Annotated in this window: 12 protein-coding genes; 3 read left to right on the forward strand and 9 right to left on the reverse strand. The window is 71.8% G+C overall.

What is annotated here, in order from left to right; all coding sequences use genetic code 11:
* The first annotated feature begins 163 nt into the window (after nt 1–163).
* Nucleotides 164–829 carry a response regulator transcription factor gene (locus tag EBH09_RS32905; protein ID WP_121750486.1) on the forward strand — a complete coding sequence of 222 codons (666 nt, stop codon included), beginning with the start codon at nt 164–166 and terminating at the stop codon, nt 827–829.
* On the opposite strand, the gene EBH09_RS32910 is transcribed toward EBH09_RS32905, so the two are convergent.
* The 4 genes from EBH09_RS32910 to EBH09_RS32925 all read right to left on the reverse strand — a co-directional run bounded on the left by EBH09_RS32910 (nt 790) and on the right by EBH09_RS32925 (nt 3,770).
* Nucleotides 790–1,074, reverse strand: coding sequence for a DUF6332 family protein (locus EBH09_RS32910; RefSeq protein WP_121750487.1), 285 nt, complete (start codon nt 1,072–1,074; stop codon nt 790–792). The two genes, EBH09_RS32905 and EBH09_RS32910, sit on opposite strands and share 40 nt — an antisense overlap.
* 145 nt (nt 1,075–1,219) lie before the next feature.
* Nucleotides 1,220–1,960, reverse strand: coding sequence for a maleylpyruvate isomerase family mycothiol-dependent enzyme (locus EBH09_RS32915; RefSeq protein ID WP_121750488.1), 741 nt, complete (start codon nt 1,958–1,960; stop codon nt 1,220–1,222).
* Between the two features lie 78 nt (nt 1,961–2,038).
* Nucleotides 2,039–2,428 carry a VOC family protein gene (locus tag EBH09_RS32920; protein ID WP_121750489.1) on the reverse strand — a complete coding sequence of 130 codons (390 nt, stop codon included), beginning with the start codon at nt 2,426–2,428 and terminating at the stop codon, nt 2,039–2,041.
* A gap of 160 nt (nt 2,429–2,588) precedes the next feature.
* The gene (locus tag EBH09_RS32925; RefSeq protein ID WP_121750490.1) at nt 2,589–3,770 is read right to left on the reverse strand and encodes an MFS transporter; all 1,182 of its coding nucleotides are present in this window, start codon (nt 3,768–3,770) and stop codon (nt 2,589–2,591) included.
* 137 nt (nt 3,771–3,907) lie between these two features.
* On the opposite strand from EBH09_RS32925, the gene EBH09_RS32930 reads away from it, so the two are divergent.
* Nucleotides 3,908–5,149 carry an ROK family protein gene (locus EBH09_RS32930; protein ID WP_121750491.1) on the forward strand — a complete coding sequence of 414 codons (1,242 nt, stop codon included), beginning with the start codon at nt 3,908–3,910 and terminating at the stop codon, nt 5,147–5,149.
* 39 nt (nt 5,150–5,188) lie between these two features.
* Here the strand turns inward: EBH09_RS32930 and EBH09_RS32935 are convergent, their stop codons facing one another.
* The 4 genes from EBH09_RS32935 to EBH09_RS32950 are packed head-to-tail and all read right to left on the reverse strand — an operon-like array spanning nt 5,189 to nt 9,685.
* Nucleotides 5,189–6,568, reverse strand: coding sequence for a GH1 family beta-glucosidase (locus tag EBH09_RS32935; protein ID WP_121750492.1), 1,380 nt, complete (start codon nt 6,566–6,568; stop codon nt 5,189–5,191).
* A gap of 31 nt (nt 6,569–6,599) precedes the next feature.
* Entirely contained in the window at nt 6,600–7,427 is an 828-nt protein-coding gene (locus tag EBH09_RS32940) for a carbohydrate ABC transporter permease (RefSeq protein ID WP_121750493.1), read from the reverse strand.
* 6 nt (nt 7,428–7,433) lie between these two features.
* Entirely contained in the window at nt 7,434–8,387 is a 954-nt protein-coding gene (locus EBH09_RS32945) for a sugar ABC transporter permease (RefSeq protein ID WP_121750494.1), read from the reverse strand.
* Nucleotides 8,388–8,398: 11 nt separating this feature from the next.
* On the reverse strand, nt 8,399–9,685 hold the full coding sequence (locus EBH09_RS32950) for a sugar ABC transporter substrate-binding protein (RefSeq protein WP_193776656.1): 1,287 nt from the start codon (nt 9,683–9,685) through the stop codon (nt 8,399–8,401).
* Nucleotides 9,686–9,968: 283 nt separating this feature from the next.
* Between EBH09_RS32950 and yicI the strand changes: the two genes are divergently transcribed.
* Nucleotides 9,969–12,239 carry an alpha-xylosidase gene (gene yicI, locus EBH09_RS32955; protein ID WP_121750495.1) on the forward strand — a complete coding sequence of 757 codons (2,271 nt, stop codon included), beginning with the start codon at nt 9,969–9,971 and terminating at the stop codon, nt 12,237–12,239.
* 19 nt (nt 12,240–12,258) lie between these two features.
* Here yicI and EBH09_RS32960 read toward each other — a convergent pair whose 3' ends face one another.
* Entirely contained in the window at nt 12,259–13,461 is a 1,203-nt protein-coding gene (locus tag EBH09_RS32960) for a cysteine desulfurase-like protein (RefSeq protein WP_121750496.1), read from the reverse strand.
* Nucleotides 13,462–13,505: the final 44 nt, after the last annotated feature.

The following is a 13,505-nucleotide window of genomic DNA, read 5'->3' on the forward strand; positions in this document are numbered from 1 at the left end:
TGGCCGGGATGCGGGAGCGGGCGGCGGCGCTGGGGGGCTCCATCGAGGCGGGCCCGCGCCCCGACGGCGGCTTCCGGGTGCTCGCGGCCCTGCCGATCGACGTGAGAATCACCGAGGACGACAAGAGCCGCGAGTGTGCCGAGGACGTCAAGGAGGAGGACCGGTGATCCGCGTACTGCTCGCCGACGACCAGTCACTGGTACGGGCCGGCTTCCGGGCGCTGCTGGACGCGCAGCCGGACATCGAGGTGGCCGCGGAGGCCGCCGACGGAGAGGAGGCGGTGCGCGCGATCCGCGAACTGCGCCCCGACGTCGTCCTGATGGACATCCGCATGCCCCTCCTCGACGGCCTGGCCGCGACCCGTCGGATCACCGGGGACGCCGCCCTGCGGGACGTGAAGGTCGTCATGCTGACCACCTTCGAACTCGACGAGTACGTCTTCGAGGCGATCCGTTCCGGTGCCTCCGGCTTCCTGGTCAAGGACACCGAACCCGAGGAACTCCTGCGCGCCGTAAGGGCGGTGGTCGACGGTGACGCGCTGCTGTCGCCGGGGGTCACGCGCCGCCTGATCGCCGAGTTCGCGGCCCGCTCCAAGGAGCCCGCCGCGGCCGGCGAACTGGCCGGGCTGACCGAGCGCGAACGGGAGGTGATGGCCCTGGTCGGCATCGGCCTGTCCAACGAGGAGATCGCCCGCCGTCTGGTCGTCAGCCCGCTCACCGCCAAAACCCACGTCAGCCGCACGATGGTGAAGCTGGGCGCCCGCGACCGGGCCCAACTCGTCGTGCTGGCCTACGAGTCGGGGTTGGTGCGCCCGGGCTGGCTGGGCTGATCGCCGCGCGCGAACCGGACCAGCACGCTCACCACACGGAGGAAGAACACCACCACGGCCAGCACCGCACCCGAACCGACGAGCACGCCCCGCACACCGGACGGCAGGCCGAAGAGGTACGCCGGCCCCGCCACGGCCCCGAACAGCACGGCCGCCGCGAAGGCCGCGCTGCACAGCGCGTACCCGATCTCGACCGTGATCGCGTCCCGCTCGCCCTGCGTACGCCGTCCCCCGTAGGTGTCCATGCGGGCAAGCCTCCCAGACGTCCACCGATTCGGCACCGCGACGCCCACCACGACCTCCGCACCCGCACCCTGCGCCCGCAACCGGTGCCAACTCTCGACCGTTGCCGCACCGGAGGCCGGCCGACCTCGCCGCGCGCGGGACGGCTCAGTTCCAGGTGACGCCCGACTTCTCACGCCACAACGCGGCCAGGGAGGCGTCGCCGGTCACCTCCGGGAACGGGAGGCGGTTCCACAACGCCGGGTACAGGCGGGCGGCGGGTCCGGTCAGCTCGCAGTCGGTGTCCCCGGCGTCGCCTCGCTCGGTCTCCGGTGGCCCTGCCGACAGCCGTACGGTCCACACGGCGCCGGGCACGTCCGTCGCCCGCACCCGCAGTGTGCGGGGCTCCTCGGTGCGAACCGCGCTCTTCGGGCGGGCGTGGAAGGCACACAGCAACTCGTCGATGCCGTCCACCGCGAAGTCCACGCCGATGCCGGTGGGGACGCCGCCCCCGGCCGACTCGGCGTCGATCCGGTGCACGGTCGTCTCGTGCGCCTGCCGTCGGGCCCAGAAGGCCACGGGCGACGGTGCGGGCAGGAAGTGCCAGCAGCGCACGCCGGGCGAGGCGCCGGCGAGGGTGTCGACGAGTCGCCCGTGGCCCTCCCGGAACCAGGCCAGCAGCGCGGAGCCGTCGAGGTCGGGCAGGCCACCGTCGGGGACGGGACCGGTGTGCCCCTCGGCGACGATCTCCGTAGCCCAGCGGTGCACCATCCCCGTGTGCCGCAGCAGGTCCCGCACCTGCCAGCCGGGGCAGGTCGGCACCTTGGCGTCGACGCCCGCCGCCTCGGCGGCCGAGGCGAGCAACGCGCCCTCGCGGTCCAGTGTTTCGACGAACTTGGCAGTCTCCATGGCAGGGAGTGTGCCGGACGGAGTGGGCTTGCGGGCAGGCGACCGGAAACAGCTCCGGCCGCGGTGTGCGGCCTCCGGTCAGGGACGGCGGCCCGCCAGGACGCAGAACTCGTTTCCCTCCGGGTCGGCGAGTGTGACCCAGCTCTCGTCGCCCGTCTGGCCGACGTCGGCGTGTCGAGCACCCAGGCCGAGCAGGCGACGGACCTCTTCGTCCTGTTCCCCGTCGGTGGGATTGACGTCGATGTGCAGCCTGTTCTTGACGGTCTTGCCCTCGGGAACGCGCGCGAACGTCAACGTCGGTGGCACTGGACCGAGGCGGTCCTTGCCTTCGGGCACCTCGGGGGAGCCGATGGAGACGACTCCGTCCTCCTCGTCCTGCACCTCGTAGCCGAGGACCGAGCACCAGAACCGGGCGAGACCGCCGGGATCGGCACAGTCGATCGCGAGCTCGGTGAACTTACTGGTCACGTCGGGTCCTCCCAGTCGGGTAGCGGGGTCCGCCAGGCCGCATGCCACCGCAGAGTACCGACTCCGACTACCGGGGGAGTGCCGACTGCGGCTTCCGCGGCACCTGCCGCGACGGGCGGCCGCCGTCGCTCCGGCGAGAGGACCCGGCACGCGACGCGGCTCAGCCCGCAGCCGCCGCGCGCCGGGTCGCGATCGTGACGAGCACAGCCACCGCCGCCAGCGCCGCCACGCTGGTGAGTGCGGCGGGCAGGGAGAACCAGTCGGCCATGAAGCCGATGACGGGCGGCCCGAGCAGCATGCCGCCGTACCCCAGCGTGGACGCGGTCGCGACGCCACTGGGACCGCCCAGCGCGCCGGCCCGTTCGACCGCGACCGGGAAGATGTTGGCGAGCCCGAGTCCGGTGATCGCGAAGCCGAACAGCGCCGCCCACACGGAGGGGGCGAGCGAGCCGAGCAGCATGCCGGCCACGGCGGTCGTGCCGCCGGCCACCACCGTGGTCGTCCGGCCGAGGCGCTCCAGCAGCGTCGTGCCGGTGAGCCTGCCGACGGTCATGGCGAGCGCGAAGCAGGAGTAGCCCGCCGCCGCCATGCCCGGCGACGCGTCGAGGTCCTGCTCCAGGTGCAGGGCACCCCAGTCGGCCAAGGCGCCCTCGCCGTACGCCGTGCACATGGCGATCAGGCCGAAGGTGACCACGAGGCGGCGCGTGCGGCGGTCGAGGCGGCGCGGGGCGCGCTCGGTCCGGTCGGTCCGGTCGGTACGGTCGGGCGGCACGGCGGGTTCGCAGCGCAGCAGGGCGCGGCCCGCGACCAGGGTGACGAGCAGGCCGATCACGCTGAGACCGAGCAGGTGACGCACCGGCGACAAGGATCCGGCGACGAGCCCGCCGAGCCCGGCGCCGATCATGCCGCCCAGGCTGAACGCCGCGTGGAAGCTGGGCATGATCGGGCGCCGCAGCACGGCCACCAGGTCGACGGCGGCGCTGTTGAAGGCGACGTTGATCCCGCCGTACGCGCTGCCGAACACCAGCAGTACGGCGCCGAGAGCGAGCGCGGAGTGGGTGAGCGGGGGCAGGGCGATGCTGAGGCAGAGCAGGACCGCGCAGGCGACGGTGACGGGGTGGCTGCCGTAGCGGCGGACCAGCCGTCCGGTGAGCGTCATGGTGACGACGGCACCCGCCGAGACACCGAGCAGCGCCATCCCCAGGGCGCTGGCGGAGGCACCGGTCTGCTCCTTGATGGCGGGGATCCGCACGACCCAGCCGGCGAATACGAAGCCGTCGAGCGCGAAGAAGGCGGTCAGGGCGATGCGGAGGCGGATGAGGTTGTCGCCGGGGCCCGGCACGGCGTTGTGCGAACGGGCTTTGTTTATTTGCGGCACAAAGTCAGGCTAGAGGTGGAGCGGGGGCGGAGCAAGGGCGTACCGGCCGGACGCCGGGGCGCGGGGCGGCGACCCCGGCGTCGCATACGCTCGACACCACCATGAAGAACAACCTCGCCCCCCTGGAGCCGAAGGCCGACAAGGCCACCGTCAGACGGCACAACCTCAGCCTGGTCCTGAGAGCCGTGCACGACGCGGGGGAGTCGACCCGGGCCGGTATCGCCACGCATGTCGGACTGACGCGTGCGGCGGTGTCGTCCCTGGTCGAGCAGTTGCTGGAGTACGGCTTCGTCTCCGAGTGGGGCAAGACCAGCAGCGGTCAGGCGGGGCGGCCCGGCACCGTCCTGAAGGTGTCCCGGTCGGGCCCGGCGGGTCTCGGTGTCGAGATCAACATCGACTACGTCACCGTGTGCGTCGTCGACCTCGCAGGCACCGACCGGGTCCGGCTCGTGGAGCACTTCGACAACCGCGGGGTCCAGCCCTCCGAGGTGCTGGCCCGCGCGGCCCGGCTGGCGGCCCGTGCCATCGGTTCGGCGGCCGAACAGGACCTCGTACCGGCCGGCGTCCACGTCGCGCTGCCGGGCCTGGTGGCCGGCGGCACCGTGCGCCAGGCTCCCAACCTGGGATGGCAACGGGTCGCGGTCGAGGGGCTGTTCGCGCAGGCGCTCCTCGCCCTGCGCCCCGCCCACCGCCCCCTGCCGGTCAGCTCCGACAACGAGGCCAACACCGCCGCCCTCGCCGAGCTGTGGTACGGCGCGGGCACCGAGGGCGTGCGCAGCTTCCTGTACCTGACCGGTGAGATCGGCATCGGCGGCGCCCTGGTGCTGGGGGGCGAACTGCTGCGCGGCGCGCACGGTTTCGCCGGGGAGATCGGGCACATGGTCGTCGATCCGGACGGACCGCTGTGCCGGTGCGGAGCGCGCGGCTGCCTGGAGCAGTACGCCGGTCAGGCCGCGCTGCTGAGGGCCGCCGGCATCGACGCGGACGCGGGCGTGCAGGGCGTCACCGAGCTCGAACGCCGTGCCCGGCGGGGCGACCCGGCCGCCCTGTCGGCGATCGGGCGCGCCGGGCGGCAGTTGGGCGTCGTGGTGTCGGGCGCGGTGAACCTCTTCGACCCCGACGCGGTGATGCTCGGCGGTGTCTATCGCGAGCTGATGGACTGGCTGGCCCCCGCCGTCGACCGCGAACTCGCGCTCCGCGTCGTCTCGGGGCTGTGGAGCGAGGACGGGAAGCGGCTGCGCGCCTCGTCCTCCCTCGGCGACGCGGCCCGGGGCGCGGCCGGCGTAATCGTCCGCGAGGTGCTGGCCGACCCGGCGGCGTACGCCGAGCGCGAGCAGGGCTGACGCGGGGGGCCGCCAGGCCGGGGCCCCCCGCGGCCCACGTCAGGCGCGGTTCGCGGCGATCATCTCCCGGTACCAGCGGTAGCTGTCCTTCGGTGTGCGCTCCTGCGTGTCGTAGTCGACCCGGACGATGCCGAACCGCTTGTCGTAGCCGTACGCCCACTCGAAGTTGTCCAGCAGGGACCACACGTAGTAGCCGCGTACGTCCACGCCCGCGTCCATCGCCGCCCGCAGCGCATTGAGGTGGTCGCGCAGGTAGGCGACGCGGTCGGCGTCGTGCACCGTGCCGTCGGCGGCGGGCGCGTCGTCCTCCGCCGAGCCGTTCTCCGTGATGTGGATCGGCGGCAGCGCGTCACCGTACTGCTTCTTCAGCCGGACGAGCAGGTCGGTGAAGGAGTCCGGGACGACCGGCCAGTTCATCGCGGTGTGCCGGACTCCGGGGAGCCGGACCTCCTCGTAGCGGTTGTCGGTCGCCACGCGCCGCGCCGGGTCGCTCTCGCGGTGCGGGGCGTCGGCGACCACGATCGGCCGGTAGTAGTTGACGCCGAGGAAGTCCAGCGGCTGGGAGATCAGTTCCAGGTCGCCGTCCCGCCGGAAGTCCTCCCCGGTGATCAGCTCGCCCCAGGTCTCCTCCTCGGTGGCCGGGTAGCGGCCCGCGAGGATCGGCTCGGTCCACACCAGGTTGTGCTGGGTGTCCGCGCGGACCACGGCCGCCAGGTCGGCGGGGGAGTCGGTGGCCGGCAGGTTGCGGTCCAGGTTGAGCGTGATGCCCGCCTCGCGTACCCCGGCCGCCCGCAGCGCCGACATCGCCAGACCGTGGCCGACCAGCAGGTGGTGGGCGGCGGCCAGGGCGCCCCGGCCCTCCTTGGCGCCGGGCGCGTGCCGGCCGATGGAGTAGCCGAGGAAGGAGCTGCACCACGGCTCGTTGAGCGTGATCCAGCGCGGCACCCGGTCGCCCAGGTGCTCCGCGACCACGGCCGTGTACTCGGCGAACCGCTCCGCCGTCTCCCGCACCCGCCAGCCGCCCCGGGCCTCCAGGGCCTGCGGGAGGTCCCAGTGGTAGAGGGTGGCGGCCGGCTCGATGCCCGCCGCGAGCAGTTCGTCGACCAGGCGGGAGTAGAAGTCCAGACCCTTCGGGTTCACCGCGCCCGAACCCTCCGGCACGATGCGCGGCCAGGCGATCGAGAAGCGGTACGAGTCCACGCCCAGGTCGCGCAGGAGCGCCACGTCCTGCGGGTAGCGGTGGTAGTGGTCGCAGGCCACGTCACCGGTGTCGCCGTTCACCACCAGGCCGGGGGTGTGGCTGTACGTGTCCCAGATGGACGGACCGCGGCCGTCCTCCCGTGCCGCGCCCTCGATCTGGTACGAGGCGGTCGCGGCGCCCAGGACGAAACCGGGCGGGAAGCTGGGGTAGTCGCTCATGCTGTGCAGCTCATCTCCGTGTAAACGCGGGTCACTTGACGGATCCGCCGGTGATTCCGGCGGCGATGTACTTCTGGGCGAGGACGAGCAGGATCGCCGCCGGCACCGCGGAGAGCACGGAGGCGGCCATCACCGAGCCCCAGTCGCCGACGTGCGCGCCGATGTACTGGTAGATACCCAGGGTGATGGGCTTGACGTCGTCGGTCGTGTTCAGGGTCAGCGCGAACATGAAGTCGCTCCACGAGAACAGGAACGCGAACAGCCCCGACGTGATCAGTGAGTTGCGGCTCATCGGCAGCACCACTCGCACGAACGTCCGCACCGGTCCGGCACCGTCGATCTGCGCCGCCTCGATCACCTCGCCCGGGATCGACACCATGAAGGAGCGCATCAGCACGATGGAGAACGGGATGCCCAGCGAGGCGTCCGCCAGCATCAGGCCGAAGTAGGAGTTGACCAGGCCCAGGTCGACGTACGAGTTGTAGAGCGCGTTGGCGATGACGATGCCCGGCACCATCTGGGTGATCAGCGTGCCGAACACGATGGTGCGCGAGCCGCGCAGCCCGAACCGCGCCAGCCCGTACGCCGCCGGTGCCGAGATCGCCAGGCAGATGGCGACCGCGCCGAGCGAGACGGCGAGCGAGGTCAGCAGGTGCCCGCCCTGGTCGCTGATGGCCTTGGAGAAGCCGGACAGGTCCAGGCTGCCCGGCACCGGGTCGACCTGGAGCAGCCCCGACTCGGGCTGGAGCGCGGTGTTGAGCATCCAGTACAGCGGGAACAGCATCACGGCGAGGACGAGCACACCGGAGACGGTGGAGCCCCAGCGGCGCCGGGACGCGGTGGGCGTGTGGGTTGCCATCGTCGGTCACTTCCCCTCGGTGCGGTTGACCCGCAGGTAGAACACCGCGAACACGGCGGAGATCAGGATGAGTACGTTGCCGACGACGGCTCCCGCGCCGAAGTCCAGCTGCACGAAGGAGTTCTGGTACGTCAGCGTGCCGAGCGTCTGGGTGGCGTCGGCGGGCCCGCCGTCGGTGAGGGCGAGTATCAGGTCGAGGATCTTGACCGTCGACATGAAGCCGAGGACGAGCACGACCGTGACGACGGGCTTGAGCAACGGCAGGGTGACGGAGCGGAAGGTCCGCCAGGCCGAGGCGCCGTCCAGCGCGGCCGCCTCGTGCAGTTCCCTCGGGATCTCCTGGAGACCGCCGTACAGGATGACCATGTTGAACGGGATGCCGATCCAGATGTTGACCAGGATGACCGACACCAGGGCCATCTCCGGACTGGTCAGCCAAGGTGTGCTGCCGCCGATCCCGACGGTTTCGAGGAAGGAGTTCAGCACGCCCGTGTCCTGGTCGAGGATGCGGCGCCAGACGATGCCGGACACCACCATGGGCACCAGCCAGGGCAGCAGGATCAGCGAGCGCAGCACCCCGTTCAGCGGGAAGCGGCGGCTGAAGAACACCGCGAGCGCCAGGCCGATGCAGAACTGCCCGAGCAGCGAGCCCGCGGTGAAGACGAGGGTGTGCCACAGTGCCTTGCCGAACAGGGCGCCCTGGAACACGTCGGACCAGTTGTCGGTGCCGTTGAAGGGCGCCTCACCGGTGAAGAAGGTCTTCGGTGTGTAGTGCTGGAAGCTCATCACGACGTTGCGGACGAGCGGGTAGCCGAAGAACAGCAGCATGAAGACGACGGCGGGGGCGACGAACCCCCACTGGGCGAGCCGGCGCCGGTGCCTGAGCCGGGCCGGGTCAGGGGCGGCGGCCGTCTTGGACGCCTCGGCCGGCGTCTGGGCGGTGACGGTGGACGTGGTCATGGGGGCGTACCTCAGTTCCCGCTCGTGGCCCGCTGCTGGGCGCGCTTCAGGGCGGTCTCACTGGACTGGCCGGTCAGGGCCGACTGGAAGGCGCTCTGCAGGGCGAGCGACACGCTCGACCAGCCGGCGCCGAGCTGCGCGGTGCGGGACCGGGCGACGGCCACCTGGTCGGCGAGGGAGTCCAGCTCGGGCACCCGTTCGCGCCAGACGGCGGCGGCCTTCGCGTTGGCCGGGACCATCCAGCTGTTGAGCGCGTAGGTCAGCTGCTCCTTCTCGCTCGCCAGGCAGGCGACGATCTTCCCGGCCGTCCTCTCCCGTGCCTCGTCACCGGTGTCGGGCACGGTGAGCACCGCACCGCCGAGCGGGCCCACCGAGTCGTCGCCGGCCTCGGGCACGGGGATCGGCGCGATGCCCCAGTGCAGCGACTTGTCGGTGTTGAGGGTCTCCACCTGCCACGGCCCGTTGATCATCATCGCCGCGTTGCCGGCCATGAACTGGTCGTTGACGTCCGCCTGCGTCCAGTTGACCGTCGACTTCGACAGCGAACCGTCCTTCAGCAGGCCCTTCCAGTAGTCGAGGGCCTCGACGACCCGCGGGCTGTCCAGCTCGGTCTCGTCCCCGCCGTTGGACCACATGAACGGCGTGAACTGGAAGACCCCGTCCTCCGCGCCGCCCGCGCTGAGCGCCAGTCCGTACTGCTTGCCCTCGGTGAGCTGCTCCGCGCTCTCGCGCAACTGCGCCCAGGTGGTGGGCACCTCGACGCCCGCCTTGTCGAGGACGTCCTTGTTGTAGAAGAGCGCGAGCGTGTTCACGGACCGGGCCGCGCCGTAGTACGTCCCCTCGTACGAGCCGAAGTCGACGATGCCCTCGGGGATGTCCTCGGTGCTCAGCCCGAGGGTCCGCAGGTCGACCAGTCCGCCGGCGTCGGCGAAGGTCGGCATCTCGGACGCGTCGAACTGCACGATGTCCGGCAGCGACTTGGACGATGCCATGCGCAGTGCCTTCGTCATCACCTGCGACGCCGGGACGCTCTGCTGCTCGATGGTGATGCCCAGTTGCTCGCCGCAGCGGGCCATCGCCTCCGCGTCCCAGCGGTGGTAGGACTCGTCGGTCGAGGAGTTCATCACGGTGTACACGCCGGCGTCGCGCTGCTGTCCGCAGCCCGTGAGCGCCGCCCCGGCGACCAGGACGGAGACGGCGGCGAACGGGGCGACGGCTCGGTGTGAGCGTCCTCGCCCGTGGCGCGTGGCAGCCGGAGGGTGTGCTGTCAAGGCGAGCGAGGTGAAGCGCTTCGACATGGTGCGGCCCTTGCTGTCGTACCGTCCGGCTTCCTTGCCGGACTGTTTTGTTTGATGTGATGACTAATACGTCAAGGGAGCGCTGTCGCGCTAGAGCAAAGTGGCCCCCGTCTCCCCGCTTCGCGGGGTGAGTGGACTGTTCTGGTGCGTAATCATGGCTGTTCAGCACGGTGAACTCGGTTCGGAGCCCTCCGTGCGGGGATTTGTTTTGTGTACGATCAAAACGCTGTGAGACGGCCCCCGTGCTCCCATCCGACAGCTCCCGTCCCACCCGAGGAAGATCATGAAGTTCACCGACGGCTTCTGGCTCATCCGCGAGGGCGTGCATCTCTCGTACGCCACCGAAGTACGCGATGTGCGTCCCGAATCGAAGCGCTTCACCGCCCATGCCGCCGTGAAGAAGGTGACGCGGAGGGGGGACACGCTCAACGCGCCGCTCCTCACGGTCGAGTGCTTCTCTCCCGCCGAGGGCGTCATCGGCGTCCGCGTCACCCACCACGCCGGAAAGCGCCGGCCGGGCCCCGACTTCGCCCTCACGGGCGCGGCGGACGGCGCCGGCGCGGTACGCCAGGACGGCACGGTCACCGAGCTGACCAGCGGTCCGTTGTCCCTCCGCCTGGACCGCGAGGGCCCCTGGGGACTCACCTTCCACGGCGCGGACGGACGCGAGCTGACCCGTGCCGACGCCAAGAGCACCGCGTTCGCCACCACGGACGACGGCGCGCACCACATGCTGAGCCGGCTCGCGCTCGGAGTCGGTGAGCAGATCTACGGCCTGGGCGAGCGCTTCACCCCGTTCGTGAAGAACGGCCAGGTGGTCGACATGTGGCAGGCCGACGGCGGCACCAGCAGCGAGCAGGCGTACAAGAACGTCCCGTTCTACCTTTCCTCACGCGGCTACGGCGTCTTCGTCAACCATCCCGGCGCCGTCTCCTTCGAGGTCGGTTCCGAGTCGGTCGGACAGGTGCAGTTCAGCGTCGAGGACCAGACGCTGGAGTACTACGTAGTCGCCGGGCCCTCCCCGAAGGACGTCCTCACCCGCTACACCGCCCTCACCGGCCGCCCCGCCCTGCCGCCCGCCTGGTCCTTCGGCCTGTGGCTCACCACGTCCTTCACCACCTCCTACGACGAGGAGACGGTGACGAAGTTCGTCGACGGCATGGCCGAGCGGGGCATCCCGCTCTCCGTCTTCCACTTCGACTGCTTCTGGATGCGCGAGTACCAGTGGTGCGACTTCCAGTGGGACCCGGACGTCTTCCCCGACCCGGACGGCATGCTCGCCCGGCTCAAGGCCAAGGGGCTGAAGGTCAGCGCCTGGATCAACCCCTACATCGCCCAGAAGTCCCCCCTCTTCGACGAGGCCGCCGCCCTCGGCCACCTGGTGCGCCGCCCGGACGGCGACGTCTGGCAGTGGGATCTGTGGCAGGCGGGCATGGGCCTGGTCGACTTCACCAGCCCGGCCGCCCGCGACTGGTACGCCGGAAAGCTGAAGCCGCTGCTCGACCAGGGCGTGGACTGCTTCAAGACGGACTTCGGCGAACGCGTCCCCACCGACGTCGTCTGGCACGACGGCTCCGACCCGGAGCGGATGCACAACTACTACACGCACCTCTTCAACCGGACGGTCTTCGAACTCCTCGAGAAGGAGCGCGGGCAGGGCGAGGCCGTCCTCTTCGCCCGCTCCGCGACCGCCGGCGGCCAGCAGTACCCCGTCCACTGGGGCGGCGACTGCTGGTCGTCCTTCGAGGCGATGGCCGAGTCGCTCCGGGGCGGCCTGTCCCTGTCCCTGAGCGGCTTCGGCTTCTGGAGCCACGACATCGGCGGCTTCGAGGGCACGCCCGACCCGGCGGTCTTCAAGCGCTGGCTGGCCTTCGGCCTGCTCTCCTCGCACAGCCGCCTGCACGGCTCCTCGTCGTACCGGGTGCCGTGGGAGTTCGGCGAGGAGGCTGTCGACGTCGCCCGGAGCTTCACCCTCCTCAAGCACCGCCTGATGCCCTACCTGTATGGCGTCGCCGCCGAGGCCCACCGCACCGGCGTGCCGATGATGCGGCCGATGGTCCTGGAGTACCCGCACGACCCGGGCTGCCGCCCGCTGGACCGCCAGTACATGCTGGGCCCCGACCTCCTGGTCGCCCCGGTCTTCACCGAGGACGGCGAGGTCGAGGTATACCTCCCCGGGGGCACCTGGACCCACCTCCTGAGCGGCGAGCGCGTCACCGGCCCCGCCTGGCGCACCGAACGGCACGGCTACGACAGCCTGCCGCTGTACGTCCGCGAGGGCGCCGTCCTGCCGCTGGCCTCCGACGACCAACGCCCCGACGGGGACTGGCTCGACACCCCGACCCTGCTGGTCCACCCGCCCGCCGGACCGGACTACACGGCCGAGGCCACCGTGCCCGACCTGCTGGGCACGCCCGCCGCGACGTTCCGCGTGCGGCGCGACGGGGACGTACTGCGGGTCACCGCGAGCGGCACCGACCGCCCGTTCACCGTGCGCGTCACCGGCGGGGCGAGCGCGGAGGGTGCCGGGGAGGTGAGCGTGCCGCTGGGGTGAGCCCCGTCGGCCCGCGCCGTCAGCGGTCGAGGCCGGCCAGCGCCGTCAGCAGCCGGTCCACGTCGTCCGCACTGCTGTACGGCGCGAGCCCGACCCGTACGCCGCCCTCGGTGCCCAGCCCCAGCCGGCGCGAAGCCTCCACCGCGTAGAAGGAGCCGGCGGGCGCGTCGACCATTCGCTCGGCCAACTGCCGGTGGACGTCGGCCGGGCGCAGGCCCGCCACGGTGAACAGCAGGGTCGGCGTGCGCCGCGCGGCCCGCGAGTACACGGTGATCCCGCCGAGGTCCGCCACCCCGCGCTCGATCCGCTCGCGCAGCGCGTCCTCGTGGGCCTCCAGTGCCGCGAAGGAGGCGACGAGCCGGTCCCGGCGGCTGCCCCGCGCGTCCGGCTCCAGGCCCGCGAGGAAGTCCACCGCGGCCCGGGCGCCGGCCAGCAGCTCGTACGGCAGCGTCCCCAGCTCGAAGCGCTCGGGGACGGCGTCGCTGGAGGCCAGCAGCTTGTCCGGGCGCAGTGTCTCCAGGAACTCGGGCCGGGCCGCCAGCACCCCCAGGTGCGGGCCCAGGAACTTGTACGGCGAGCACACCAGCGTGTCCGCGCCGAGCGCCGCCGGATCGACGACGGCGTGGGAGGCGTAGTGCACCGCGTCGACGTGGAGCAGCGCGCCGACACCGTGCACGAGGCGAGCGACGGCCGGCAGGTCGGGCATGGTGCCGATGAGGTTGGACGCGGCCGTCACCGCGACCAGCCGGGTGCGCGGGGAGAGCACCGCCCCGATGTGCTCGGGAAGCAGCTCCCCGGTGGCCGGGTCGAAGTCCGCCCAGCGCACGCTCGCGCCGGCCGCCTCGGCCGCCTGCGTCCAGGGCCGGATGTTGGAGTCGTGGTCGAGGCGGGTGACGACCACCTCGTCGCCCGGCCCCCACGTCTTGGCGAGCGTCCGGGACAGGTCGTAGGCGAGCTGTGTGGCGCTGCGGCCGAGGACGACGCCCCGCGGCTCGGTGCCCAGCAGGTCGGCCAGCGCGCTCCGGGCGTCCGCGACGATGCCGTCCGCGTTGCGCTCGCCCTCGGTCGTCCGGCCCCGGTTGGCCAGCGGGTTGGCCAGCGCCTCGCCGATGGCGTCGATGACGGGCTGCGGGGTCTGGGTGCCGCCCGGCGCGTCGAAGCGGGCGGAACCGGACTTCAGGGCGGGTATCTGCGCGCGGATCGCGTCGACGTCGAGGGCCATGTGCACTCCAACCGAAGGCGGAAACTCCCACCTCATGATCGCAT

It is taken from the genome of Streptomyces sp. E2N166, assembly GCF_003671715.1.
Classification (GTDB): domain Bacteria; phylum Actinomycetota; class Actinomycetes; order Streptomycetales; family Streptomycetaceae; genus Streptomyces; species Streptomyces thinghirensis.

Excerpts from the sequence above, each read along its gene's own strand:
- EBH09_RS32910 (WP_121750487.1), bottom strand. The coding sequence starts at position 1,074 with ATGGACACCTACGGGGGACGGCGTACGCAGGGCGAGCGGGACGCGATC.
- EBH09_RS32915 (WP_121750488.1), bottom strand. The coding sequence starts at position 1,960 with ATGGAGACTGCCAAGTTCGTCGAAACACTGGACCGCGAGGGCGCGTTG.
- EBH09_RS32930 (WP_121750491.1), top strand. The coding sequence starts at position 3,908 with ATGAAGAACAACCTCGCCCCCCTGGAGCCGAAGGCCGACAAGGCCACC.
- EBH09_RS32935 (WP_121750492.1), bottom strand. The coding sequence starts at position 6,568 with ATGAGCGACTACCCCAGCTTCCCGCCCGGTTTCGTCCTGGGCGCCGCG.
- EBH09_RS32940 (WP_121750493.1), bottom strand. The coding sequence starts at position 7,427 with ATGGCAACCCACACGCCCACCGCGTCCCGGCGCCGCTGGGGCTCCACC.
- EBH09_RS32945 (WP_121750494.1), bottom strand. The coding sequence starts at position 8,387 with ATGACCACGTCCACCGTCACCGCCCAGACGCCGGCCGAGGCGTCCAAG.
- EBH09_RS32950 (WP_193776656.1), bottom strand. The coding sequence starts at position 9,685 with ATGTCGAAGCGCTTCACCTCGCTCGCCTTGACAGCACACCCTCCGGCT.
- yicI (WP_121750495.1), top strand. The coding sequence starts at position 9,969 with ATGAAGTTCACCGACGGCTTCTGGCTCATCCGCGAGGGCGTGCATCTC.
- EBH09_RS32960 (WP_121750496.1), bottom strand. The coding sequence starts at position 13,461 with ATGGCCCTCGACGTCGACGCGATCCGCGCGCAGATACCCGCCCTGAAG.